This is a genomic window from Inhella inkyongensis (assembly GCF_005952805.1).
Lineage (GTDB): Bacteria > Pseudomonadota > Gammaproteobacteria > Burkholderiales > Burkholderiaceae_C > Inhella > Inhella inkyongensis.
Genome location: NZ_CP040709.1, coordinates 775460 through 800741, shown reverse-complemented (window position 1 = coordinate 800741; position 25282 = coordinate 775460). Strand labels below are relative to the sequence as shown.

The following is a 25282-nucleotide window of genomic DNA, read 5'->3' as shown; positions in this document are numbered from 1 at the left end:
GCCTTCTGCTGGGAGCCCCAAGCTGGGCGCAAACAGAGCCGCGGCCGACCATGGACCAGGTGCGCGCGCTGCCGCCGCTGCCGGCGGCCTATAGCGAAGAGCCCTCGCTGGCGGCGCGACTGACCTGGGTGCAGCTGCGCCTGATCGAACCCATCAGCGCGGCCGAGCGCTACCGCGTGCAGCGGGCCTGGTTCTTTGAGCATGTGGAGTCGCATCGCGGCAATCTGGGGCGGCCCTTTTGCACCAGCAACCCGCCGCTGCGCGAGGACATCAACTACCGCGCCGCCTGCCTGAAGTTGGAACACCCGAACCCGGAGCAGCTCGGCCCCCACTTTCTGGCCCTGGCCCGTGAGGCCAAGGAACTGGGCGAAGGCCCATCCGCCGCCGCCCTGATGCAGGACCTGGCCTGGATGCAGTCCGAAGCCGGTGACGTCGGTGCGGCCTTCGCCAGCTATGAGCTGGCGCTCTCTTATGTGCCTCAGGGCCGTGGCGACCTGCTGGCCAATGTCATGCTCGACACCGCCACCGCCTACATCGTCAACGGTGACGAGAGCTATGTACACAAGGGCCTGAACCTGCTGCGCGGCGCGCGCGAGCAGCGCGAGCGACTGCTGGCCGAAGCCCAGGACCGCGCCGTTCGCGCGCAACTGCGCGACGACATCCTGCTAACCCGGCACAACGAGGGCGTGGCCTATCTGCTGCACCTGGACAATCCGGAACAGGCCCTGACGCACTTCGACTTGGTGACGCGCGAACCCAACTCCTACCGCGAGTCCGCCATCAGCTTTGCCGCCTTTGCCGCCGCCGAAATCGGCCAGTTCGAGCGCGCCCGCGCCTACCTGAACCAGGCCGAACGCAGCCGCTCCGAGGCCACCGCACCCGTGGTCGACCAATACCTGGCCTGCTACCGCCAACTGGCGCGTCGCCGCATGCAGCCGGGCCTTGCCGTGCCGGACTGTCTGCGCCTGCGCGCCGACACCCCAAGCGAGGTCCAGCTCGACCTCTACAAGCGCCTGAGCGCCAACGAGGACGCGGCCCTGTCCCTGGCTGGCCTGAAGGGCCTGGCCAAACTGTTCACCGAAAAGCTGGAACCGCAGCTGCGCAGCCGGGGTTCGCAGGCGGCCTCGAACGCCGAGCTGATGCGGCTGCAACGCGAGTCCGAGCTCAAGAGCCTCGTGCTGAAGCAGCAGACCGATCTGCAGCGCGAGCGCGAGCGCGCGACGCAGCAGCAGCGCAACTACTTCATCGCACTCTCGCTGGTGCTGCTGCTGGCCATCCTGCTGATCGGCTCGCGCTGGCTGTCCAAGAAAAAGCTGGCCGAGCAGTTCGAACACCTGAGCCAGATCGACACCCTGACCCAACTCGGCAACCGCCGCTTTCTGGAGCAGCGCATCGAACGCGAGTTGAGCTATCTGCAGCGCGCGCGCCGCAAGGATGAGGACGCGGCGCTCGGAATCTATCTATTCGACATCGACCACTTCAAGGCCATCAATGACCAGCACGGCCACGCGGTGGGCGACCAGGTGCTGGTGACCTTTGGCCGCCGTTTGCGTCATGCCCTGCGCGACACCGATCTGCTGGTGCGCTGGGGGGGTGAAGAGATCCTGCTGGTGGCCCGCCTGGACCATGCCGAACACTGCTCGGCGCTGGCCGAGCGTCTGCTCCATGCCATCGTGCACAGCCCCTTCGACATCGAAGGCGGGCCCAGCCTGGGCGTCAGCTGCACGGTGGGCGTGCTGGCCCTGCCCTTCCTGCCCGGCGAAGAGGCGCAGCCCTGGGCCGCCTTGGTCGGCCTGACCGACTTGGCTCTCTACGAGGGCAAAGCCCAGGGTCGGCGACGCTGGGTGCAGGTGCACAACCTCAACGTCGAAGATGCCGAAGCGCTGGCCCTGACGCTGCGTGACCCCCTGCGCGACTCCGTGGCCGCCGGGCGGCTCCGGATCACGGTCGGCAGCGCGTAGTCAGACTGCCTGCCCCAACGCCTGAAGTTGCTCACGCAGGCGCTGGTTTTCAAGCTGCAGCTCGGCCACTTGCTGGCGCAGTTCGGCCGGCGTCGCGAGCGACGGACCGGTCTTGCGTTTGGCCTCGCGCACCCGCTTGGCGGCCTGCTTCAGCTCTTCGGCGCCCGCCTCTGCAGCGGCCGCCTGCTCAGGCACCGGCAGGCTGGCCACGGCCGCTGCCGCATTGAGCGACACCAAGCCGGCCTTGACGGCCTGCACCAGCTCCGGCGCGCCCTGCTTTTGGATCTTCTCAATCTGCACCACCTGGTTGCTGCTGAGCCGCGCCACTTGGGCCACGGCCTCGCGAGTGACCAGCCGCTCCTGCGGCGCCGCGGGGACTTCAGGGCTTGGATGCGCGGGCGGCAGGCCATCCTCAGCCTCGGCCAGGGGCGCCGCCTCGGGCGCAGGGCGAACCTGGCGCTCGGCCAGCAGGTCGCGCTTGCGCAGGGCCAGTTCGCCGCGCTGAAAGTCCGACAGACTGCGCCGCGCCAGGTTCTGGTCGATCAACCACAGCTGCACGTCCTGCAACGACTGAAATCGGGGGTTTTGCACCGTCTGGAACGGCAGGCCGTGCTTGCGGCACAGCGCATAGCGGTTGTGCCCATCCACCAGCACCTCGCCCCATAACACCAGCGCATCGCGACAACCCTCGGCCAGCAAGCTGCGCTCCAGGGCCTCCAGCTCAGCGGGCGTCAAGGGATCGACATAGGCCTGCAGAGCGGGGTTGAGGGTGAGTTCCATGGATTGGGGTCGGGGACAGGGGCGCGGATTCTAGAAAGACGAGGCCCTCTGTTCAGCGCTGGATACCCAAGCTGTGCCCGAACAGGCCGCCCGCCCAGCGCGGCGACTTGTAGTGCTTCGGTTCCATCTACGCGTCCTTGACTACCGAGAAACCCCGCCGATCCTGAGGCGTGCACGACGGGCAGACTCGCCGTAACGACTGCTGGGTCGATCCAGATCTGGAAGGCACCTCATATCTCCCATCCGCGCACTTCCGCACTTGCAGGTGCTTACCTGTTCAATCCCCGCCCAACCAACCGAAGCCGCTGCCGAAACTCGGCCCTCACCCGATAAAGCTGCGCCGGTCGATGCGCCCCTTCGGTGCGCTTCTCCCCCACCACGGGCTCGAGGATGGCCAATTCGTCCAACTTGCGGCGGAAGCTGACCGTGTTGATGGGCTCGCCGAGCAGTGTTTCGTAGACCGCATGCAGTTGAGAGATGGTGAAGGGTTCCGGGCAGAGATGCACTGGCAAGGATGAGTACTGGCTCTTGCTGCGCACGCGTTCGACGGCTGTTGCGACGATGCTCCCATGGTCGAACGGAAGTTGCGGAAGCCGATCCACCGGTAGCCATTGCTGACCGGGCAAGGCCTCTTCGGGATGAGGAACGAGTGCGAAGTAGGCCACTGAAACACTCCAGCCGCGCGGATCGCGAGCCGGTCCGCTGAAGCTGGCGAGTTGCTCAAGATAAGGACTCTCCAAGCCGGCCTTTTGCCGCAGGACTCGCTGCGCGGCGTCTTCGCAGCCCTGATCCTCACCAATATGGACATAGCCTCCTGGAAGAGCCCACGCACCCGCGAAGGGCTCTCGCTCGCGCTTCAAAAGCAGCACCCGGAGCTGCCCCTCGCTTAGGGACAGCAACACCACATCCACGGTGCAGATCAGTTTGTTGCCGGCTTCGGAGTTCGTTGAGGTGGTCATCGAAGCAAGGATAAACCCGAATCAAATGACCAACTCACCTCAGCAATTCTGCGATCGCCTCAAAACAACTTAGTTGCACGCTGCATTTAAGTGGGGCTATGATGCACCCACAAGAGAAGAGAGGAAGAGGCCATGAACACGCATCTGCTGCTGATTGACCCGCAGAACGACTTCTGCGACCTGCCCGCCGAATGGCTGCCGCGCTCGCCGGTGAGCGGTGAGGCCATCCGCCCCGCGCTACCCGTTGCAGGCGCCCATGCCGACATGCATCGTGCCGCTCAGCTGGTGGCGCGGCTGGGCGACCATCTCAACGCCATCACGGTGACGCTGGACTCGCACCACCGCATTGACATCGCGCACCCTGGTTTCTGGCGTGACGCCAGTGGATCCCACCCCCCACCGTTCACGCCGATCACTGCCGACCAGGTGCGGGGTGGCGACTTCACGCCGCGGGATCCCGACATGCGCAGCCGTGCGCTGGCCTATCTAGACGCACTCGAAGCCACCGGCCGCTACACCCTGATGATCTGGCCAGTGCACTGCCAGATGGGCAGCTGGGGTCATGACGTCCACGCCGCCCTTCAAGCTGCTCTGGATGCCTGGGCCGACGCGCAAGGCCGCTCTGTGGCCATCGTCACCAAGGGTGAGAACCCCTGGACCGAACACTACAGTGCGCTCCAGGCCGAGGTGCCGGACGTCAGCGATGAGCGCACCGAGCTCAACCAGTCCCTGCTGAAAGAACTCGATCGCTTTGATCGCGTTCTGATTGCGGGCGAGGCTGGCAGCCACTGCGTCCGCGCCACGGTTGAACACTTGGCCGAGCACCTGCCATCGCAGAAGCTCGGCAAGCTGGTCCTGCTGACTGACTGCATCAGCCCCGTCGCAGGTTTCGAGGCCCAACAGGCCGACTTCTTCGGCGCCATGAAGGCCAAGGGCCTGCAACTCGCCCTCAGCACCGAGATCCAAGCATGACCCAGCCCATCATCACCAGCCTGCTGGATACCGACCTCTACAAGTTCACGATGTGGCAGACCCTGCTGCATCGCCATCCCGAGACCCAGGCCGAGTACCGCTTTGTCTGCCGCAACCAGCCTGCCTACCCGCTGAGCGAGCTCAAGGCCGATGTGGAGCGCGAGCTCGACGCGCTGTGCTCGCTGACTTTCCAGCGCTGCGAGCTGGCCTACCTGGGTGCCCTGCGCTTCATCAAGAGCGACTTCGTCGACTTCCTGCGCATCTTCCGCTTCCAGCGCGACTTCATCGAGGTTCGCACTGAGGGCGACACCCTGAGCATCGTCGCCAAGGGCCCGCAGGTCCATGTGATGGGTTTCGAGATCCCGGTGCTCGCCATCGTCAACGAGTTGTACTTCCGCCGCTTCGACACGCCCGAGGTGCGGGCCGAAGGGCGCCACCGCCTCGAAGACAAGATCGGCCGCATCCACGACTTCTGTTTCGAAGCGCCGGCCGGTCGCCATCCCTTCGAGCTGTTCGACTTCGGCCTGCGTCGCCGCTTCTCCGGCGCCTGGCAGCGCGAGGTCGTGCAGCGCATGCAGGAAGGTCTGCCCAAGGTCTTCCGCGGCACCTCGAACGTGCTGCTGGCCAAGGAACTCGGCCTGGTACCCATCGGCACCATGGCGCACGAGTACCTGCAGACCTTCCAGGCTACCGGTGTGCGTTTGCGCGACCACCAGAAGGCAGCGCTGGAGGACTGGGTGCAGGAGTACCGCGGCGACCTCGGGACTGCGCTGACAGACGTCGTGGGCATGGACGCCTTCCTGGCCGACTTCGACCTCTACTTCGCCAAGCTCTTCGACGGCCTGCGTCACGACAGCGGCGATCCGGTCGTCTGGGGCGAGAAGGCACTGGCGCACTACGCGAAGTTGCGCATCGACCCGCACACCAAGCGCCTGGTGTTCAGCGATGGGCTCACGGTCGCCAAGGCCATCGAGCTCTACCGGCACTTTGCCGACCGCGTGCAGCTGGGCTTCGGCATTGGCACGCACCTGAGCAACGACCTCGGCCCGAAGCCGCTGAACATCGTCATGAAGCTCACACACGCCAATGGCCAGCCCGTCGCCAAGCTCAGCGACAGCCCCGGCAAGACCCTGTGCGAGGACGAAACCTTCCTGGCCTACCTTCGCCAGGTGTTCGGAGTGAAGACGCCATGCTGAAGCTGACGATCGCGCAACTGAATCTGACCGTCGGCGACGTCGCTGGCAACGTTGAGCGGATGACGGCCGCGGCGCGCCAGGCAGCGAGCGAAGGCGCCGAACTGGTGGTGTTCCCCGAACTCGCAGTCAGTGGCTACTACCCAGGCGACCTGCTCGACGAGCCCGCTTTCATCCGCCAGGTCGAGGCGGGTCTCGAGGCCCTGCGCGAAGCCTCGCGCGGGCTGCCCGATCTAGCCTGGGTGTTCGGCACGCCGCTACGCCGCGACGGCCCCGGCAAGAAGCTCGAGAACGGCCTGCTGGTGCTGCGCGCTGGCGAGGTTATCCTGCGCTACGCCAAGCAGCTGCTGCCGACCTACAACATCTTCGACGAGCGCCGCCATTTCGAACCGGGCCCTGATGTGGCCAAGGTGCTGCGACTGGGCTCCGTCCAGGTTGGCCTGCTGATCTGCGAGGACGGTTGGAACGACGAGGCCGGTGACTACCGCGTCAATCCCTTCGACCGACTGCGTGACGCCGCGCCCGAGTTGGTGATCAGCCTCAACGCCAGCCCCAGCAACATCGGCAAGCGCGAGCAACGCCACCAGGTCTTCGGTTCGGCCTCGCGCCGCAATGGCCTGCCCATCCTCTACGTTAACCATGTGGGTGGGCATGACCAGCTGGTCTACGACGGCGCCAGCTTCGCCGTCGAACCCGAGGACGGGGTGGTGTTCGAGGCCGATCGCTTTGTCGAGTCGGTCCGAACCCTTGGATTCGAGAACGGCCGCTTTGTCGAGCTCGACGGCAGCCGTCCCTCACGACCGGATCCGGGCGGGATCAGCCCGATGGCCTTCTACCGTGCACAGATCGTGCTGGGTCTGCGCGACTACGCGCGCCGCTGCGGTTTCACGCAGGCCGTGGTCGGCAGCTCCGGCGGCATCGACAGTGCGCTCACGCTGGCTCTCGCCACCGAGGCGCTGGGTGCGGCCAACGTCGTCGGCATCACCATGCCTTCAAGCTTTTCGTCCAGCGGCTCCGTGACGGACTCGGAGCAGCTGTGCCGCAATCTCGGCATCGAACTGCTGAATCACCCGATCAAAGGCGCGGTGGAAGCCATGAAGGCACAGTTCGCTGACAGCTTCGGTGCGCCCATGCAGGGGCTGACGCTGGAGAACCTGCAGGCCCGCGTGCGCGGCACTGTGCTGATGGCCTACTCGAATGCCAACGGCCACCTGCTGCTGACCACGGGCAACAAAAGCGAAGTCTCGGTCGGCTACTGCACGCTCTACGGCGACACCAATGGTGGACTCGGCCTGATCGGCGATCTGTACAAGACTGAGGTGTTCGAGCTGTGCCGTCACCTGAACGAAGCGGCTGGGCGCGAACTGGTTCCCGCCGCCATCATCGAAAAGGAGCCGTCTGCCGAGCTGGCTCCGGGCCAGCGCGACAGCGACAGCCTGCCGCCCTATCCGGTGCTCGACGACATGCTCAAGGTGTTGATCGAAGGCGACCGTATGGCCTCCTGGGAGCGCGAGGCGGCCGAAGCCCGCATGGCGGGACTGCGTGGCACGCCAGAAGGCCGCGCGTTGATTGAGAAAGTGGCCCGCATGATCCAGCGCAGCGAGTACAAGCGCCGCCAAGCGCCGCCCCTAATTCGCCTACGCGGCCGTGCCTTCGGCCAAGGGCGCCAGATGCCGATCGCGGCACGCTACCCCGGGGTGTTCGAATGAACGAGCAGAGCATCGACGTCGCAGTCGTCATTGGCCGCTTTCAGCCCTTCCACAACGGCCACCTGGCCTTGTTGCGCGAGGCCTTGGCGCGTGCACCGCGCGTGCTGGTGGTGCTGGGATCCGCCCATCAAGCGCGTTCACCGCGCCATCCCTTCAGCTGGACCGAGCGCGCCGAGATGGTTCGCTTGGCGCTGCCGGAGGCCGAGCGCAGCCGCGTCGACTTCCTGCCGTTGCGCGACTATTTCGACGAGGCTCGCTGGGTTGCAGCCGTTCTCGAGGAGGTGGGGCAACGCGTCGGGAACGCCAACGTCCTGCTGGTCGGGCATTTCAAAGACGCCACCAGCGACTACCTGCGTCGCTTTGCGCCATGGCAGTTGCTGAGCTTGCCGCGTCTGCACCGCGTGGACGCCACCGATCTGCGTGCGGCGCTGTTCGAGGCCGGGCCCGAAGTGCTGGAGATCGTGCTGTCGACCTGGGTCGATCAGGTCCCCGCCAGCACCCGCGCCTTCGTGCAGGCCTGGTCACGCCTGCCCTTTCTGGCCCCGCTTCGTCGCGAGTGGGAGATGCTGCAGGGCTATCGGAAGGCCTGGGCTGCGGCGCCCTACGCGCCGGTCTTTGTCACGGTCGACGTGGTGCTGCGCTGTGCGGGCCACGTTCTGCTGATCCAGCGCGCCAAAGATCCCGGCCAAGGGCTCTGGGCCTTGCCTGGCGGTTTCGTCGAGCCGCGCGACACGCTCTACCAGTCCGCCATTCGTGAGCTGGAGGAGGAAACAGGGCTGCGCCTGTTGCCCGATACCTTGCAGCGCTCACTGCGCGGCGTGGCGGTGTTCGATCACCCCGACCGCAGCCAACGCGGCCGCACCATCTCGCACACCCATTACTTCGACCTCGGCGACCGGGAACTGCCAGAAGTGCGTGGTGACGATGACGCCGCTCTGGCGCGCTGGGTGCCAATGGCCGAACTAGCCGCCATGGAGTCGCAGTTCTTCGACGATCACTTCCACATGCTGGATCGGTTCCTGGGGTTGCTTCCAGCGGCCTGAGTGCCCGGATGGTGCAGAAAGCGGCAGCGTCGCCCGTGGCACGGTCGGCTCGCCATTCAAACCCCGTTGGCCGGCTGCGCCGCTCAGGCCGCTGCGCGGCCCAACTTGGCGCTCTGCCACCAGTCTTGTGCCGTTTGCCGAACGCTGCGCGCACGCCAAACGTCCAAACCCCGTTGACCGACTTCGCCAGACTGCGAGGCTTGTGGTCTACGTTCACGCGACCTGCGGTCGCATGAACTCCGCCCCAAGCCAAGGAACTTGGGCCGCCTACGGCGGCGCCACGCGGCTGTTCTGTGCAAATAAAGTCGAAAACTCCGGGCATTGCCTGACAAGCACTTGCGGAGCGTTCGCCCGGCCGAGATGCACCGCAAAGTCGAAAACTGCGCGGAGGTCCAGTCTTCGGTGCCAGGCATCCAGTGCATTGACCACTCGCCAACCGCTATGCAGTGAAGGTGGTCTGTGGCGCGGTCTCAAGGGAGCGACCGCTGTCGGAGGAAGAGCGGTCGCTCGGCATGACCCCGAATCGGCTCGCCCATCAAGCTGGCGCAGAGCCGTGCAAGCCGGTGTCTTTCCGGCGCGACTGGCGCGAAAGCGGAACGCTCCGCTGTCAGAGTTTGGAGCGTCTGCTGGAAGCCTTAGGCAGGCGCGGCAACAGTGAATTGGGCCCCGACCTGTAAGGCGAGGCAGACACACAGCTGAACCGCCTGGCGCGTCGCTAAGTCTGCTCTGGCGGTTGCGATATGAGCGTTGGCCAAACGAAGCGCACCGAGCAACTCGTGCGCCGCCTGCGTCATCTCGTGCATGGGGCGGTTCATCGAGATCGCCATGCGCAGAACCTGCAACGAACGATCTGCAGCGGCGCAGTCTGCAAGCAGCTGACGTTGCCCGGGCTTGCGGGCTGGCACCGACGCGAGCAGTCCACTGACCAAGGCATCGAGGTCAGCAATGGATTTCGCAGTTCGCTCAAGATCTTGGTGCGGCATCTAGCGTTTGACGTAAGGGGCCTGCCGCAGGCAGTTCCCCTTGACGGAGGGGTTAGGCAGCACGGCGCTAGTGAGTTGGCCTGCCATTGGTGCTGTCGGTTTGCCAAGGGCCGAGTGCTGAGCGTTGCGCTTCCGCTTTGTACGCAGCTACGCAAGCGCGGCCATTTTGGGAGGCACGCAATGGCGCGTTGGCGACAATTCCATGAATGCGACGGTCGATCTCGCGGTTGAGGCGAGTGTCGGGAACGGTGCCACCGACACTGCAGTACTGTGTGACTTCCGACGTTGGAATGAGGGGAAGCAATTTGGCCGGGCAGCGCCCAACGGCTAGAGACAGTGATTCGCCGAGTGCTTGCGCTGTTTCCGCGTTGATACCGCGGTGTAGCTGCAGAGCCAACTGCATTGCCTTCGCGTCACACTGCTCGACCTTTCGAGCCAGTGGCCCCATAGAGGACTCCCAGTGTGCGCTGAGGTAGGAATTCACAGCGTCGAGCCCGTCACGCTCAATTCGAAACCTCAACTCGGCCACGATGTCGGTGGCTGCAACCGCTGACAGCGATAGAGCGGCAGACATAGTTGCGGCGAGTCGACGCATGGTCTTGATGCCTAACGTTGGAGTTCAGCCGACCGGACGGCGCAGCCGGCCAGGGTCGGCTTCAACGACAGGTTAGACGTCTTCACCGCACAAGCTCCATGTCCTGTGGGTCAAGTGCTAGCGAATGCGAAGTGGATTGGCCTTCTCCTTCGTGCCACCACTTTTCGACCCACGCGCGACCCCATTGATCCACTTCGTAGACCTCTAGTACTTCGCCGAGCATCGATTGAATACGCGGGACTTCTTCCCGCTCAGTATTTACGAATACTTCTGGATCGATTGTGAGCACGCGCACAAACGATCCAACGCCGACAGATCGGCCGCTTCGATCCAGCGTAGTAATTGAGACGCTCTCGCTCATGACGTCTAACGTTTGAATTCAGTGGACCAGCCAGCGGAGCTGGCGCAGATCCACTGCAATGAAAGGTTATCCAGCATCTGTGCTCGCCCAGATTGCAAAGCTTAGATCTATGCCTAAAGTGGAGAGGTCGCGTTGTAGCTCCGGATTAATCTCAACCAGCGCTGCACCGGAAATTGAAATGAAGCAATCAAGCGTCAAGTTGCAACCGGCGTCGCGCAAGCATCGCAACTCAGTGACCTTGCCCTTCAATAGGTCCGCCCACAGTCGCAACTCCAGCGAGAACGGATCTCTGTCATCTCGCCGCTGAAGACGCTTCTTCCAGCCACCCCACTCATGCAGTTCGGCACCAACGCGCTTTGAATCCCCGCGGCGCCAACACTCGTCTGGTTCCATCCCAAGAGTTGCGGTCACCTCGTCTGGCCGCAGTTGAGCGCCCGTGATGATCAAGCCAACACTGCTCACGAAGTCTCGATCAGAACCACTCTCGCTCATGCTGGATAACGTTTGAATTCAGCCGACCAGCCAGCAAAGCTGGCGCCGGTCGGCTGCAATGAGCGGTTAGGCAGCGGCATTGCGGATGGCATTGATGGGCCTTAACCGCGAGGCCAGAGCCTTGAGCTCTTGAAATCTTTGATTCGCTGCCGTGTCTTGTCGATCTGACATTGGATATAGATCGCCTGGTAACCGGAGCCACCCTTGTGGCTTTCAGCCTCCAACTCACAATCAGCGTCTCGCAGAGAAACCCAAAGCCTTTGCGCCTTGGTAAGCAACACGTGTGCTTCTTTGTTTAACCCGCCACGCAACTTTGCGTAGGCTGCGTTGAGTTCTTTGTCTACCGTGGCGAGCTCAGTTCCAAGGCACTCCTGCAGTTCGTCTTCTCGCTCCACTTTGTCGCAACCCTTGGCAGAGGCGGATTGAGCCACTGCAACCGTGACCACAAGTGCGACGGACCTAACTAGCTGATGCATCTTGGCTGCTGCCTAACGCCTGAATTAAGCCGAGCCGCGAATCGGCTTCGGCTTGAATGAATTGTTAGGCATCTCACCGGGGGGCATCAATCTCCCTCGCGGTGATGTTTGCCCTATGTGCGGTCGCTCCAGTGCACTCAATTAACTGATCCTTTCCAGCGTGAGTCTCGATCGGGAGATCGTAGTACACAGCGAATCCGCCAACATTGCAGAGAACCTTAACTAGATAAGCGCCGGGAGCGACGCGAACAGACTCGAATTTTTGCAAAGACGTACCGGTGCTCAGATTGCTAGCGGGCCAAATATGGAGCAGTTGAGCGGTGCCCGCCGGAACGGAGAACATGCGGGCCGCAACGCTTGGCTTGTACTGTCGCTCTTCCTTTTTGGCTGGACGAATCAATGACGTTTCATCAGCTGAACCTTGTTGCCCAAGCGTATAGGTGCCAGTTGGAACGCTAACGCAAGCGCTAGTAGAGGCAGCAAGGAGCGCGATGCTGAAGCGCAAGCCGTTTTTCTTCATTGGATCCCCTGAGATGGATGTTGTGATGCCTAACGTTTGAATTCAGCCGACCGGCCAGCGCAGCTGGCCGTGGTCGGCTGCAATGAAAGGTTAGATGTCATCCCTGTTTAGCTCCCGCCTAATTTTGAGCGACTTCAACGCAAACCACGCCCAGTAACCAGAGCCCGCAAGAAATGCCAACGCGATGAGAGCTGAAGCAGATAGTCCAATGATGTACGCACTAAAGACGGCACAGGCGAACATTAAAGTGGCACCAAAAACTGCGCCGTAGTAGGTTGGCGCAGCCAACTCCCCGGTACTAAGGTTCCTCCACCCTCGCAGCGTCTGCCAGTCGTTTGCCCGATCCAGGAGGGCGAGGACGGTGTCACCAACCTCGATTCGAGGCGTCCCAGGAACCTCTACTCCGTAGTGCACTCGCCCAGATGATTCAAAGCCAAACAAGGTGTGAGGAAGCTTTTGATCTCCGCCGGATCGAACTATGTCAAAAACACGCTCGAACGTAACCTTCTCTCGAACTAGCGCCATGACATCTAACGTTTGCGGTAAGCGGACCAGCCAGCGTAGCTGGCGCAGGTCCGTTTGACCAAAAGGTTATACGTCATCGTCATGCGGCTGGTCGTCCACGACAAACTCGCCAGAGGCCGTTCTTGCAAAGGCCGATCCACAAGGCGCAGACAAAAGGGCAACGATGCCCTGGTCATAGTTCGCGATGGTGTTGACGTCGTAGATCTGCAAGTTATTGGAATCGTCCAAGTACTCCTGGCTCTCATTACCAGACAAGAAGCGCCAGCCGCTGTCAACGTCGTTGTCCGGCTCTTCACGGTACATGAAACCAACCTTCTGCCCGTCGACCGTGATGTGATCGGACGCATAGCATGCGCCGTGTCCGGGAGCGATTTCTCGAATCTCATCCGCCCGCAAAAGGAACTTCGTGCTCATGCCGAGAACCTTCCGTGAGACGTATAACGTTTGAGCTCAGCCGACCAAGCCAGCGCAGCTGGCGCGGGTCGGCTGCAGCGAAAGGTTATACGGCTCATGTTGCTGCTTCGCATGCGCGTTCAACACGAGCCCAGATTTCTAGAGTACTGCTCTTCCAGACACCCCGAAGCAGCGAACGAAAATCCGACCTTCGGCGGGCTTCAATTTCGATTCGCTCAATGAACTGCTCGCCATGGTCCTCAATCAGATCTTCAAGTGGCCCAGCGGCCAACATCCCTAGTACCTTTTCCGAAGGCTGCAAATCTAGGACTGCAAGAATTGCCCGCCAACAGTCTTCTGGGTGCTCGCGCTGAAGATCGAAGAATTTACCGATTGGCCACCACATCGGATGCTTTTCGTTGATGTGATCAGCTTGGCTTTGTGCCTCGATGTATGCAGTGGCCCAAGCATGAAAATCCTGCTCGGTCATCTAAGTGCCGTATAACGTTTGAATTCAGCCGACCGGCCAGCGCAGCTGGCCAGGGTCGGCTGCAATGAATGGTTAGGGATTGCCAAATATTTCAGGAGTTGCCCAGTCACTTGCACAAAGCCAATCTTCTGGAATCTCTGCAGCTGCCTCAACAGTTGCCTCAATATCCCAGCAATGCTCCCATCCGCCCGTGGAGTAGCTCTCGACGCGTGCTGACTCGCCCCACTTCGCAAGCCACTGCCGCATCCAATCGAAGTCTGCCGATGAGTCGACATGATCAACATAAACAGTGATCCGCCTCGTCGTTGTCATTCGAGCGCCCTAACGTTTGAATTCAGCGGACAAGCCAGCGCAGCTGACGCAGGTCCGCTGCAATGAAAGGTTATGCATCTTTCAAGACAAAGTGGGCTTGAAGGCTGACAGTGGATTTCTTCGTGTTGAACTCGATTGAGCCAAGTGACTTGTAGAAATTTTCGAGAAGTTCCTGCTGCACATTTCCTTGAAAAGACATTTTGAAGTTTGGCTTTCCGGATTTCGCGAGCTCAATTTGAAGCAGTATTTCTCCGGCCTCCTTGTGGTGGGCGGCATGCTGAGCAAGTACTTCATGGATGTATCCAATCAGTTTTGCAAGCTCTTTGGCCGTAGTATTCATCTCGAAATCAGACTGACTACTAAGCAGTCGTATTCCGGAGTTAACTACTCTTCCCTTCTTGTTGTCGACACCATTCGCAGGAACGTAGGTCTTCCAATCGGCGATATATACAGCGCCATCAACCGGGTTTCGGTAGGGTTCAGCTGCGTTCACTGGCCCGAGTGCCAATGCCATGACGAACAAAATTGGAAGGCTCTTCATGTGGCGCTTAGATGCATAACTTGGTTTTATGGCGCAGCAGCGCCGGATAACACGTCATGCCTCCGCATAACAACGGCCATTGTCAGCAGCAAAACATCCATGCGGATCAACATGTTGGCATCTCGTTGACTGGATGCGCATCCAGTACTAAATTTCCCGACAAGTAGCGCAGCTTCACTGGCTAGGCCGAGGGCCGAGCCGACACGCGCTCAAGGAGGGAAGTATGCAACCGGTCCTCCCGCCCCAAGGCCCCTCCCCGAGGGGGCAATTGCGTCTGGTGGTCGGCTCGGCGCTCCGGCAGCCGGGCGCCTTGCCCGCTCTGCAGTCCACGCGTTTGCTGGACCGGGTGCGCGAGCGCATCCGCGGCCTGCACTACAGCCGTCGCACCGAATTGGCCTACCTGCACTGGATCAAGGGCTACATCCGCTTCCATGGCATCCGGCACCCTGCCGAAATGGGCGGCCCCGAGGTCGAGGCTTTTCTGACCTGGCTGGCCGACGCGCGGGGCGTGTCGGCGTCGACCCATCGGCAGGCCCTGTCGGCGCTGGTGTTCCTCTACGCCAAGGTGCTGCAGCTCGAACTCCCTTGGCTGCAGGCCATCGGCCGCCCGCGCGCGCAGCGGCGGCTTCCGGTGGTGCTCAGCCATGAAGAGGTCGCTGCGGTCCTGGCGGGGCTGGAGGGTCTGATGGCCTTGTTCGGCCGCCTGCTTTACGGCACCGGCCTGCGGATCCATGAAGCCGCCAACCTGCGGGTCAAGGATCTGGACTTTGACCATCGCGCGCTGGTGGTGCGACAAGGCAAGGGCGGCAAGGATCGGGTGCTGATGCTGCCGCAGGTTCTCGTGCCGAACCTGAAGGCGCATCTGAAGTCAGTCCACGCGCTGTGGCTGCAGGACGTGCAGGAGGGGCGCGCCGGCGTGTTCATGCCGGACGCGTTGGAGCGCAAGTACCCCCGCGCCGGAGCCAGTTGGCCCTGGTTCTGGGTCTTTCCACAGGCCACGCACTCGGTGGATCCGAGCACGGGGGTGGTGCGCCGCCACCATCTGCACGAAGACAGCTTTCAGCGCGCCTTCAAGCGCGCAGTTATGGCCGCACACATCACCAAGCCCGCGACGCCCCACACACTGCGGCACAGCTTCGCCACCCACCTGCTTCAGGCGGGCTACGACATCCGCACGGTGCAGGAATTGCTCGGTCACAACGATGTGGCGACGACCATGATTTACACCCACGTGCTGCGCCTGGGCGGCGGCGCGGTGTGCAGTCCGTTGGACCGGATGACGGGCTTCGCCAGATCCGAGTGAAACCCGCCAAGGTGACGGTAAGGGCCGGCAAGCGGACCATCGTCGGCGTTGATTCCATGACCGCTCCCAGCCTACTGCTGCTGTAGAAGTGCGGTCGACAACGCAGCACAAGTCGCGCTCCTTATGCCTGCAGTAAGCCGCCGACTGCTACTTGTCTGGGCCGTGGTCCGAACTCCGCGTTGGGAACACCGAGCATCGCCACCGGTGCTGACGGAGTTCGAGGTTGGAGCCATTGCTCAAAATTCCTGTTGCAATCGGTCTGACTGATCGCCGTACTGACATGCGAGGAGGCCCATGGAAATCCGCCCACTCAAAGCTCGCTTTGGTGACAGCATCCTGGTGTTGTGGGGCCGACCCAAGCGCGCACTGCTCATTGACGGTGGTGTCGGCAAAACCTACGGCGAGTCCATTCAGCCTGCATTCGCGGCGCTTCGGGAGCAAGGCGTTCAAGCGCTGGAGGCGTTAGTTGTCACGCACCTCGATCGAGACCACATTGGGGGTGTTGCCGATGTCATTCGGCGGCGCCACCAACATCAGCTCGGCATCAGGGATGTCTGGTTCAACGGCGCGCGTCATTTGCCAGTTGGTGCTCCGCGGCCGCGAAGCATTGCCCAGGCGGAGGCGCTCGGGGCGATGCTTCACGAGCAGGGGCTGGCCTGGAACGCGGCCTTCTCCGGAGGTGCGATTCGAACGCCGTCGCACGGTCCGCTGCCACGGGTAGAGTTGCCAGGCGGTTTGGCCGTGACGGTGCTATCGCCGAACTTGCCTCAGCTCAAGCGACTGGCCGCTCTGTGGCCACAGGCCCTTGCCGAGACCTCCGACGCTCAACCATTGCCTCGCGCGCGAGGAGCCTCGCCAAAGCGTCCGCCTGCCTCCATACCTATCGACCTCGTCTCGCTAGCGAAAGCGCGCTTTGCCGAAGACTCGAGTGTGGCGAATGGGAGCAGCCTCGCCTTGCTTCTAGAACACAAGGGCCGAGCTGCCTTGATGGCAGGGGATGCTTATCCCAGTGTGCTGGCTGCTGCTTGGCGACGCCTGTGCCGCGAGCGAGGAGGGGCAGTTGGTTTGGACCTTCTCAAGCTGTCGCATCACGGGAGCAGCACAAACACGTCACCGCAGTTGCTTGGACTGCTGAAACCAAAGAAGCTGCTGATAACGACCGACGGCAGCGGCTACGGACACCCACATGCGGAGACCTTAGCCTGGGCTTTGCTGCAGATTCCGGATGTCGAGCTGATCTTCAACTACAGCAACGAGTACTCGCTCCCCTGGGAGACCATCAGAAAGGGCCGCTGCGGACCCAAGGTGCGACTTGGAGCGGAGAGCGGACTGAGCCTGCGGCTCTGAGGTCAGGTCCTCTTTGCAGCGGGAGCTGTCCGCCGCCTCGCAAAACAGAGCCCCCCCGAAGCAGCCGTCGAGCACCGCCTTACAGAACTCTCTTGGGCCAGAAGCGCCGTGACTTCACTGTCTGGGAGGTCTCCGCTCTCGACTGGCCCGCCCTGAGTACGCAGTGCGCTCGTCAGTTAGCGGCACGGATCAGAGGTGCGAGTGGCGCACTACGCAAGATCGTCGAACTTCTGGGGGTCAGTTCATTGCCGGGGCGGTTCACTCGGGAAAACTTGGGGGCTATGGGGTGGGTTATCTGGACTTCTGGCTAACCCTGGGAGGGGCCTTCGCGATGCCGCTGCGCAGCCACCACCACCCTTGCAGAGTGCGAAGCGATCTGTTCTCGAGGTCGTTGTCCATCGAGGTAGGACGAGCGAGACTCAAACCACGCAGCGATGGCCACGGGTTCATCACCGGCGAGACAGCACAGAATCTCGCGCAGGCAGCGGATCGGTTGGCCCGATCCTTCAAACGAGTACGCTGGATAGACCCGCACACCTCGGCAGGAAAGAGCAAAGGTGCGGCCCTGGCGAAGCCATCGACCGAGGACAGATGGCGCATGGCTCGGCTCTCGACCCACGCGTTGAAATAGTTGCCGTGCAGTAAGCCAAGACGTGCCAGCGGCGATCTTCATCGCCGCCGCATGCCGCATCCGCTCGGTGATGTCACGGCCCACATCCAGATCAAGCAGCCCAGTGGCGTGCGAGGACTGAGGTCGCGATCCCAACGCAAGGACGATTGATTTGATCAGTTGCTCATCGGAGAACATGGGGCATCCGCGTCCTGCTTGCTCGCGTCGCTTCTGCTGAGGTCAATTTTTCCGAGTAGCCAATCGCTCCAGATAAGGCGCTCCTCGGGTCCCAACTCTGCAAGTGGAAGCTCTTCGCTGGGCGGAAGCGACGTCAAGAGTCGTCTGGCACGAGCTTGTTGCCTCTCGCCTGCTGGGAAGATTCCGTCCGCCACGGCCTCAAGCAGTTGACACGAGCGTTGGATCGCAGACATTGCCTCGTTGAATCTCTCCAGTCGCATGGTCACCATCCTGCTCCCAAGTTCTGCTTTCGTTGGTAGCGTCCGGATGACTTGCCGGATGTCAAACAGTGCCAACGGGGGAAGCTGGGGATCGCGCTCGATCCGGACTAAACCCGCGGACAGGCAACGCAAAGCCTCTCGTCGACGGCGTACTTCAGCGCGTGAGCTAAGTCTCTGTACTGGTGGTGCCTCTGGGAACAGTGCCTTACCCCGACCTGGCGGCCGCTCCAAGTAGAACGCCGCCCACACCCGTGCGTCCCGTGGACTTCGAACGGCCGGCACCAGCTCCTGTGGCTCGGGGTAGTGCCGAGCAGCACAGAGCCCCTCTTTCTCAAGCGCCGCCATGCAGGGCTCGTCGGTCTTGCAACTGACGACCTCATCGAACAACGCCCGCACTCGCTCAATGCGCCGTACTGCCATCATCAGGACGTAACCTTCGAGTCGGCACAATCGCTCGTCGAACGAAGCATCGGTCGGGTAGTCGGTCAAGTACCAAGCCGCCTTGTAACGAAGCGGTTCGGGAGCCGGCACTGCGGTCAGCTTGTGCATCCACGCACGCGCCGCCTTCAGCGATCGAACGCGCTCCTCGACCGTGCTCATGCTGGGTCCGAGCCCTGGGTTGGCAACCGAACGAGATATGCGCCTGCACGGCGACCGCCTCCCCGCGTCTTGATGAAGATCAGCCTCCCCGATTCCGCTTCATCCAAGAGCGCCCCAAAGTTGCGTTTGGCGAAGGCAAGGGTCACGCGCCGGCAACGCCAAGGCAGCGGAACGGATGGCTCTTGTCGACTTTTGCGTCGCACAGGCGCAGCGGGGACGGCGCAGTGAGAAGGCAGCGGACGACGCCGGAGCATTCGAGATCGCTTCATGCCGTCACCTCCTCCTCAAGCGCCGCAGTCCCTTTGATGGATACCAATTTCTAGCCGCGTAGCCCCTCTTCGAGCACAGGAGCGCCAAACCCGGGTGGGCAGTCCTCGGTGCAGTCGGCAGCTGTGCCGCTTTGCCGGTCGCGGGCCCGTCGGCAGCGGAGTCAGCCAGACGACACCCTGAATGGCCTGAATCCAAAGTCGCGTCCCCAACTGGAGCCGACCCAACATCTCCAAAGGTAGAACGACTCTTTGCTCGCCGTTCGGCATCCGACGAAATGTCGCGACTAGCGAAGGAGGTGCAGCGGCCCTGCGCCGGCGCTCCGCCCGGCGGTACTTGTCGGTGCGATGGGACTTCACAACCTGCCCCTCAGCGGCAGGTTCAGCGGCCTTGCCCTCAGGCGCTGGCAAGAACCCTGCCCCTGGTCACCACACCAGTGATGGTGTTCCCTTCTGCACACCAACAGCGCTACACCGGAGCGCTGCGGCCTTGGGTCGCAAGCGCGTTCTCGGCTGCAGTCCCTACTCATATCAATCCTTCCGGAGCGGCTGAACAGCTGCATGAGTACGAGGACCTCTGCGGGCCAGCTCTTCGACCTCAGCTCCGGCCTGCTCTACCGCTTTGTGTGCACGAAGGGTGTAAATGGAGAAGCCAGGCCACAGAAACCAAAAGATCAAGCTGATCAGTGCGACACCGGCGCCTTTAGCAAAGATGCCGGCGGGAGAGGCAAGAACCAAGAGCACCAGATAGGCCCAACCCAAGATAACGATGACCAGACCGCAGAGCCCTAACAAAGCTGGCCACGTGCTACGTCGCACCTCAACTTCTCCGTTGGAGACCCTCACGTCCTTGTTCAACGCAAGGAGCCGCAGATCCTGCCGAGACAAGCCGGCGCGATCAGCAGCTTCCAGCGCGCGGGTGACCTGTGGCGCTGAAGGACGCCAGAACTTGACGCCTAGTTGAAGACGGCGAAGCTTTTCCGTTTCGATGCGTGCGCTCATCGAGTCTTCACCCGCTTGCTCAAGCGCGCTGGACAACACGACCTCTTGACGAAGGAGGCGCCACCGAGTCCACCAGACACCTGACCAAAAGCTGTCGACTCGGCTGCGCGTGCGCGCGACGCCGTCGCGAAGACTCCGCAGGGCCTGTGCGAAGCATCGAGTCCAGCTCATGTTCCTGTGAATCGAGCCAATTCAGAACGCAACGAATCAAGCCCTGCAGGGTTGGATCCGCGCTCCGTAACCGACGCACACAGCAGCTGAAAAAGACGTAGTCGGCTGCCCAGTGGGAGCAAGGCGCCTTCCTCGTCACGACCGATTTGGTCGACCGCCTTGTAGATCTCTGAGAGCGTCTCGTGGGTGAGCTGGACAGCCTCTGAGTGGCTGACCGACGAGCTCTCGTTCATGAACAGATATCCCAAGTCGGCACCCGCCGTTCGGACGCGCTCCAGATAGGTCACGTCGGGAACTCGAACGTCAGATTCATATAGGTGCTGCGTCGTCCGCCCGACACCCCCAATCTCGGCGAAGGCGGCCTGACTCAGGCCGAGTCGATCCCGCTCGTGGCGGAGACGCCGTCCAAAGCTAAGTGCTTTAACCATGGCGGCATGATGCCATTGATGTTCAACTTAGTGAACATCATGATCCGCTTTGTGATCACAGCCTCATCAAAGCGGTACAGCCAAGATCGAACCAATCGGCTAACAGCACTCACGCCCTAAGCCTTTGAAGGAACCAAGCCGCCGCGGTGAACCGGCCGCGGCGTGTGACTGCAACCCACCGGGATCAAGCCATGGACAGCTCGTAGCAGAAACAAAAACGGCACCTGCGCGCCAACGCAGGTGCCGATCTCGCCGGGGGTAAGGCCCGTGTCTTCGAGGACTCGCGCCAAGTCTACGAGGCCGTTTTGGCCGCGTCAACGTCCCCTTTTCCCTTCATTTATGTCGCGACGCGAAGGGCGCCGCGATGGGGGAACTCATGCGTACGACTAAGCGATTCACACCCGCGGTGCTTGCCCGCTTCGACCGCCAAGGTCGTGGGCAAGGCACCCACGAAAGCTACCTGCCCTGGCACCAGGTCACCCGCGGCGACCCTGCTAGCTTAGGCCGAAGTCATCTCATGTACTGGCGCGGCAGGCTGCGCCACCTGCTATCGGACTTGGAGTGGGGTGGCCAGCTCTTTGCACTGATGCCAAGCAACGTGCACGACAGCACTGAACAACTGCCCTTGACGCTGGAAGACTCGAATCACCCACTGAGCGCGTATACCGCTAGGGTGCCGCAAGGGGACTTTCCGGGCACGCTGAGCCTGGCCTCTCAACTGGGTGTGCGCCACCCGCGCGTGCATGGTCGAGGTGAGAGCAAGGACTGGCGGGCAACCACAGACCTCGTCGTGGTGTTTGGAAATCCCATTCAGGGCTTTCGGATGCTTGCGATCGCGGTAAAGCCCTCGTCTTGGGCTTCGCGTCGCCGCACTGTGGACCTGCTAAGGCTGGAGAGGGCCTACTGGGAAGCCCGGGGCGTTGAGTGGTTACTGATCACGCCCGCCGTATGGTCGAAGACCGTCGTCCTGACACTCCGCCGTATATGCCCATGGGCCATGGCTGAAGCCGTTCCCAGCTCGTTACTGGACTTGGCAGTTGTCACTGCGCAGGCGAACCCTTGGGCCACGGTCACCGCTTTGATCGAAGCGGTCGAGAAGCACACCAGTGACCGGCACCGGGCGCAGTGTGCGCTGTGGCAGGCAGTTTGGTCTGGCGCGCTGCCGATTGACCTGACGCGCGGCTGGCGACCGCAGGAACCACTTCGTCACCTGACTGAAGCGGACTTCTGGCTGCAGAACCCGATCGTGTCGAGGAGGTCAGCATGGATCTGATCCACAACGGCCTTTACAAGGTGGCCTGCGCCGCGGGTGAGTTTCCATGTGTCGAGCCGGGGCTGTACCGAGTCATCTTGAACGATCTTCGCCTGCCACGAGTCGCGATGGTGTTGGTGCAGCCAATCCAGGCCGGGCGCAACGGCCGTGGTGGCCGTCCGCGCATGCCTGAGCGCCAACTGAAACGGCCACGCAAAAAGGCTGCGGCCAATCTGATCGGTGAATTGCTCTGGTTGCCCCGGAAGCAACTTGAGGAGATCTTCAAGCAGCACTTGCTGCTACCGGTCGAACAGGACAGGCCGACAGCGCCGGAACTGGGCAAGCAAAGCCAGCTTGACTATGAGAACAGGCTTCGAGCCATGTCGGAGTTTCTCAAGCCTCTCAGCCTGCAGGAAAGCATCCTCATTCATGAAGGACTGGGAGGTCTGGTCAGAGAGGCGGTCGAACGCACGGGCTGTACCAGGGCGTTTATCTACCGACAGTGGTCCAACCTCTGCCGCTGGGGCATCTCCGAGCGAAGCCTCTGGCCACAGCGGCATCGCTGCGGTGCACCCGGCGTACCGAAGACATGCGATGCGCTGCCAGATGGGCGGATGTCTCGTAGGAAAGCGGGGCGCAAGACGATCAAGGAGGCGCAGGACATTCGCTTGGGGCGTTCATCCGCACCTCACCAGCCTGGAATGTCCGAGCTCTGGGCAGCGCGAATTCGAGCGGCCGACAAGCAAATTCCGGAGCCAAAACCGGCCTGGCCACTACGCCGCACTCTGATCCTGAGCAGCCACTTTTGCACCCGAGCCAAGGAGGTCGATGGTCGCATCCAACTGGTGTTGCCCGAGATAGGAACGTACCCCAACGCCAGGCAGATCCGGCGAGTGGTGAACCAGATCAAATCGCGGTTAGAACGCATCCTGGAGCGAACAACAAAGCGCCATTTCAATGCGGCGCGAAGAGGGCTGGTGGCGCGGAACTGGCAAGGGGTTCCGGGTCCGGGCCACACCTGGGCCATCGACAGCACGATTGGCGATATCTACCTGCGCTCGTCGGTGAACCGTTCCTGGATCGTGGGGCGGCCCGTCGTCTATGTCATCGTCGACGTCTGGAGCACTGCAGTGGTCGGTTTCTATGTCTGCCTCACGGGGCCGTCCTGGAACACCGCGAAGATCAGCCTCTTCAATGCGGCCGCGGATCCAGCGCTGATCGGCGAGCTATGGAACTACCAGCCCATGCTCACGCTGGATCCGGTGCCGACACTTTGCGCCTGGCTCATGACGGATCGGGGCGAATATCTTTCTGCGGGCCACCGACTCACGGCACTTCAGCTCGAGCTCAACACGTCCATCGCGCCGCCATACCGAGGCGACCTGAAGGGGCTGGTCGAAGTACTCCACCGCATCGCGAAGGATCAGATCTACGGCTTCTTTCCCGGCGCGATGGACTTTCGTCGCGAAGAGATGGAACTGCGTAAGGTCGACCCGGCCGACGCCGTTCTCACCGTACAAGACTTCACTCAAGTCTTGTACGAGGTGTTCGACCAGTACAACCTGTCGGCGGACCGCTCGAAGCGCGTGGACGTGCACATGTCCGCTGCAGGGGTGTTTCCGAGTCCCGCCGGGCTCTGGCGATACGGACATCAGATGGGCGTGGGTACTCGACGTGTCGTCGCCTTTGACGATCTGGCTGCCGCTTTGTTGCCGAACGACAAGGCCTGGGTGGCGCGGGACGGCGTGCACTTCCTCGGCAATGACTACTTTTCGGAAGAGGCCGCTGCCGCACAGTGGACGACGCTCGCCCGAAACTTGGACGGTCAGGAGATCCCGGCGCACTACTACCCCGGTTCGCTCGGGCGCGTTTGGGTCCCACGCGAGCCGGGTGGCAGTCTGATGCGACTCGACCTGGCCGACGAATCGCGCGCACGTCGCAACACCACGCTTGAGGAGTGGATGGATGTGCAGGCGTTCGAGGCCATGCGCAGGCCGGACGTCGAGCATGAGCGGACGATGCGGGCACTGCAGTCGCTGGAGCGCCGCCAAGCCATCTTGCAACGCGCGACTGTGATGACCCAGGAGGCGATCGCCCGTGCGTCGGGGAAGGCACCGAGCATGTCCGAAGCCCGCCTCATGGAGGTGGCTCAGACCCGCCGCGCCGATGGTTCGGAGTCCAAGGCGCAGGAAGCCCTGGTGGATGAGTTCGTCCAGGAGCACGAGGAGATCATGGCCGCGCTGTTCGAACGTGCGAACACGCAGGGAGGTCGGCATGACTAAGCCCACCCAACACGCCGCAGGGTCCAACCTGCTGTTGGACGGACTCGGACCGATGCTGACTCACGCAGACGCGATGCTGGCAATGAGCTACGTTCCACCGTTGCCCACCAACGTGGAACAGGTGCCACGCCACCAGCGCCTGCTGCAGGTGCAGGATGTTCGAGATTTTCATTTCTCGCCGCCTGTAGAAGCCCAGCTACAGCAGTCGACCTACATGATGGCCTGGCAAGGCTACCGGCACCGGGATCCCCGCGCCGCGAGCACCTGGGCCACGGTGAGTGGAGAAGCACAGCGGCAGGGCATGCTGCTGCAGTCACCGATCGCGGCCTGCGTGGAAGGTCTGTCGGGGGTGGGCAAGACACAGGCATGTCTGCGCAGCTTGCGGTGCTTTCCGAGCCAAGTCGTCGAGCACGCCAGCTTCCCAAAGCTCAACGGAGCACATCGGCAAGTTGTCTGGCTGTCTGTCGAAGTGCCGCCATCGGGCAAGGCTGCAGACCTAGCGAGAGCGTTGATGGAGGCCTGGGACAGGGCCACCGGATCCGACCGATTCCGTATCTGGCTGGAAAAGGAGCGAATCCGCGATGGCATGCGCGCGTTGGATGAGTGGCGCCAAGTGGCCGTGAGCCACTTTCTCGGCGTCCTTCATCTGGACGAGATTCAGAACCTCTTCAAGATCACCAGTCTGCGCAAGCGGCGAAGCGGCGTCGGCGACGGAGCCCCCGAGTTGTCCATCGTGGAAGACCAACTGCTGCGATGGCTGCTTTACTTGACCAACAGCGGGCAGGTTCCGCTCTTGGTCTCGGGAACGCCCGATGGCGTCGGTGCCCTCACCAAGCGCATGAGTACTTTGCAGCGCATCAACACCGGGGGGTATCACGCCATTGAGCGCCTCCGTTGGGAGGACATTGGGGCAAAGCTTTCGACGTCGTTCCTGGGGCAGTTGGGGAGATATCAGTACGTCAAACATCCCTTGCCCATGGACGAGAACCTTGCGCGCCTGATCCTGGACTTGACAGGAGGCATACAGCGCATCGTGATCGCGCTTTGGATCACGGCCCATCGGATCGCATTAGCGCGCAAAGAGGACACCCTCAGGATCGAGGACTTCCAAAAAGCTGCGGCCACCTGGCTGCGGCCCTTGCAACCAGCCATCGAAGCCCTTCGTGAGGCAAGCCCGGCCAAACTCGCGCGGTATGAGGATCTGGTGAGTCAGGACCCAACCTTCTGGGCCGCGCTCTGGGACGGCACGAATCGGTGA

The 25282-nt window shown here is 62.2% G+C and carries 24 protein-coding genes; 11 read left to right on the top strand and 13 right to left on the bottom strand.

Going from position 1 to position 25282, the window contains the following annotated elements; genetic code table 11:
* Positions 1-50: 50 nt before the first annotated feature.
* Complete coding sequence (locus tag FF090_RS04030) at positions 51-1961, top strand: GGDEF domain-containing protein (RefSeq protein WP_138855502.1); 1911 nt, start codon at positions 51-53, stop codon at positions 1959-1961.
* Here the strand turns inward: FF090_RS04030 and FF090_RS04025 are convergent, their stop codons facing one another.
* Both FF090_RS04025 and FF090_RS04020 read right to left on the bottom strand, forming a co-directional pair.
* On the bottom strand, positions 1962-2741 hold the full coding sequence (locus FF090_RS04025; RefSeq protein ID WP_138855501.1) for a plasmid replication/partition related protein: 780 nt from the start codon (positions 2739-2741) through the stop codon (positions 1962-1964). It lies immediately after the preceding gene.
* 269 nt (positions 2742-3010) lie between these two features.
* Positions 3011-3700, bottom strand: coding sequence for an NUDIX hydrolase (locus FF090_RS04020; protein ID WP_138855500.1), 690 nt, complete (start codon positions 3698-3700; stop codon positions 3011-3013).
* A gap of 132 nt (positions 3701-3832) precedes the next feature.
* On the opposite strand from FF090_RS04020, the gene FF090_RS04015 reads away from it, so the two are divergent.
* The 4 genes from FF090_RS04015 to FF090_RS04000 are packed head-to-tail and all read left to right on the top strand — an operon-like array spanning position 3833 to position 8617.
* Positions 3833-4672 (top strand): cysteine hydrolase family protein, encoded by an 840-nt coding sequence (locus tag FF090_RS04015; protein ID WP_138855499.1) that lies wholly within the window; start codon positions 3833-3835, stop codon positions 4670-4672.
* Complete coding sequence (gene pncB / locus FF090_RS04010) at positions 4669-5868, top strand: nicotinate phosphoribosyltransferase (RefSeq protein WP_138855498.1); 1200 nt, start codon at positions 4669-4671, stop codon at positions 5866-5868. Before FF090_RS04015 ends, pncB begins: the two co-directional genes overlap by 4 nt.
* Positions 5862-7574 (top strand): NAD+ synthase, encoded by a 1713-nt coding sequence (locus FF090_RS04005; RefSeq protein WP_138855497.1) that lies wholly within the window; start codon positions 5862-5864, stop codon positions 7572-7574. The genes pncB and FF090_RS04005 overlap by 7 nt, the downstream gene beginning before the upstream one ends.
* Positions 7571-8617: a bifunctional nicotinamide-nucleotide adenylyltransferase/Nudix hydroxylase gene (locus tag FF090_RS04000; RefSeq protein WP_138855496.1), complete on the top strand. Its 1047-nt coding sequence runs from the start codon at positions 7571-7573 to the stop codon at positions 8615-8617. The genes FF090_RS04005 and FF090_RS04000 overlap by 4 nt, the downstream gene beginning before the upstream one ends.
* Positions 8618-9252: 635 nt before the next feature.
* Here the strand turns inward: FF090_RS04000 and FF090_RS03995 are convergent.
* The 7 genes from FF090_RS03995 to FF090_RS03960 form a co-directional block, all read right to left on the bottom strand.
* The gene (locus tag FF090_RS03995) at positions 9253-9600 is read right to left on the bottom strand and encodes a hypothetical protein (RefSeq protein WP_138855495.1); all 348 of its coding nucleotides are present in this window, start codon (positions 9598-9600) and stop codon (positions 9253-9255) included.
* Positions 9601-10277: 677 nt separating this feature from the next.
* Positions 10278-10556 (bottom strand): hypothetical protein, encoded by a 279-nt coding sequence (locus FF090_RS03990; protein ID WP_138855494.1) that lies wholly within the window; start codon positions 10554-10556, stop codon positions 10278-10280.
* 66 nt (positions 10557-10622) lie between these two features.
* Positions 10623-11018 carry a DUF4279 domain-containing protein gene (locus FF090_RS03985; protein WP_175423511.1) on the bottom strand — a complete coding sequence of 132 codons (396 nt, stop codon included), beginning with the start codon at positions 11016-11018 and terminating at the stop codon, positions 10623-10625.
* 131 nt (positions 11019-11149) lie between these two features.
* Positions 11150-11524: a lysozyme inhibitor LprI family protein gene (locus tag FF090_RS19775; RefSeq protein ID WP_138855492.1), complete on the bottom strand. Its 375-nt coding sequence runs from the start codon at positions 11522-11524 to the stop codon at positions 11150-11152.
* 1111 nt (positions 11525-12635) lie between these two features.
* Entirely contained in the window at positions 12636-12983 is a 348-nt protein-coding gene (locus tag FF090_RS03975; protein ID WP_138855491.1) for a DUF2185 domain-containing protein, read from the bottom strand.
* 94 nt (positions 12984-13077) lie between these two features.
* On the bottom strand, positions 13078-13452 hold the full coding sequence (locus tag FF090_RS03970) for a DUF6869 domain-containing protein (protein WP_138855490.1): 375 nt from the start codon (positions 13450-13452) through the stop codon (positions 13078-13080).
* A 382-nt stretch (positions 13453-13834) separates the two neighbouring features.
* On the bottom strand, positions 13835-14305 hold the full coding sequence (locus tag FF090_RS03960; RefSeq protein WP_138855488.1) for a hypothetical protein: 471 nt from the start codon (positions 14303-14305) through the stop codon (positions 13835-13837).
* A gap of 223 nt (positions 14306-14528) precedes the next feature.
* On the opposite strand from FF090_RS03960, the gene FF090_RS03955 reads away from it, so the two are divergent.
* Together FF090_RS03955 and FF090_RS03950 are read left to right on the top strand one after the other, a co-directional pair.
* Complete coding sequence (locus FF090_RS03955; protein ID WP_138855487.1) at positions 14529-15608, top strand: integron integrase; 1080 nt, start codon at positions 14529-14531, stop codon at positions 15606-15608.
* A gap of 294 nt (positions 15609-15902) precedes the next feature.
* Positions 15903-16955 carry a ComEC/Rec2 family competence protein gene (locus FF090_RS03950; protein ID WP_138855486.1) on the top strand — a complete coding sequence of 351 codons (1053 nt, stop codon included), beginning with the start codon at positions 15903-15905 and terminating at the stop codon, positions 16953-16955.
* Between the two features lie 307 nt (positions 16956-17262).
* Here the strand turns inward: FF090_RS03950 and FF090_RS03945 are convergent, their stop codons facing one another.
* The 4 genes from FF090_RS03945 to FF090_RS03930 form a co-directional block, all read right to left on the bottom strand.
* Positions 17263-17763, bottom strand: coding sequence for a hypothetical protein (locus tag FF090_RS03945; protein WP_138855485.1), 501 nt, complete (start codon positions 17761-17763; stop codon positions 17263-17265).
* Positions 17742-18623, bottom strand: a complete 882-nt coding sequence (locus FF090_RS03940) for a hypothetical protein (protein ID WP_138855484.1) — start codon at positions 18621-18623, stop codon at positions 17742-17744. Before FF090_RS03940 ends, FF090_RS03945 begins: the two co-directional genes overlap by 22 nt.
* Positions 18624-19420: 797 nt before the next feature.
* On the bottom strand, positions 19421-19891 hold the full coding sequence (locus FF090_RS03935; RefSeq protein ID WP_138855483.1) for a hypothetical protein: 471 nt from the start codon (positions 19889-19891) through the stop codon (positions 19421-19423).
* Positions 19892-20058: 167 nt separating this feature from the next.
* Positions 20059-20349 (bottom strand): hypothetical protein, encoded by a 291-nt coding sequence (locus tag FF090_RS03930; RefSeq protein ID WP_221305041.1) that lies wholly within the window; start codon positions 20347-20349, stop codon positions 20059-20061.
* Between the two features lie 30 nt (positions 20350-20379).
* On the opposite strand from FF090_RS03930, the gene FF090_RS19095 reads away from it, so the two are divergent.
* The 4 genes from FF090_RS19095 to FF090_RS03915 all read left to right on the top strand — a co-directional run bounded on the left by FF090_RS19095 (position 20380) and on the right by FF090_RS03915 (position 25282).
* The gene (locus FF090_RS19095) at positions 20380-20610 is read left to right on the top strand and encodes a hypothetical protein (protein ID WP_175423437.1); all 231 of its coding nucleotides are present in this window, start codon (positions 20380-20382) and stop codon (positions 20608-20610) included.
* Between the two features lie 397 nt (positions 20611-21007).
* Complete coding sequence (locus FF090_RS03925; RefSeq protein WP_175423510.1) at positions 21008-21763, top strand: TnsA endonuclease N-terminal domain-containing protein; 756 nt, start codon at positions 21008-21010, stop codon at positions 21761-21763.
* On the top strand, positions 21754-24024 hold the full coding sequence (locus tag FF090_RS03920; protein ID WP_138855480.1) for a TnsB C-terminal domain-containing protein: 2271 nt from the start codon (positions 21754-21756) through the stop codon (positions 24022-24024). The genes FF090_RS03925 and FF090_RS03920 overlap by 10 nt, the downstream gene beginning before the upstream one ends.
* A complete protein-coding gene (locus tag FF090_RS03915; RefSeq protein WP_138855479.1) occupies positions 24017-25282 on the top strand; it encodes an ATP-binding protein in 1266 nt (421 codons plus the stop codon). The genes FF090_RS03920 and FF090_RS03915 overlap by 8 nt, the downstream gene beginning before the upstream one ends.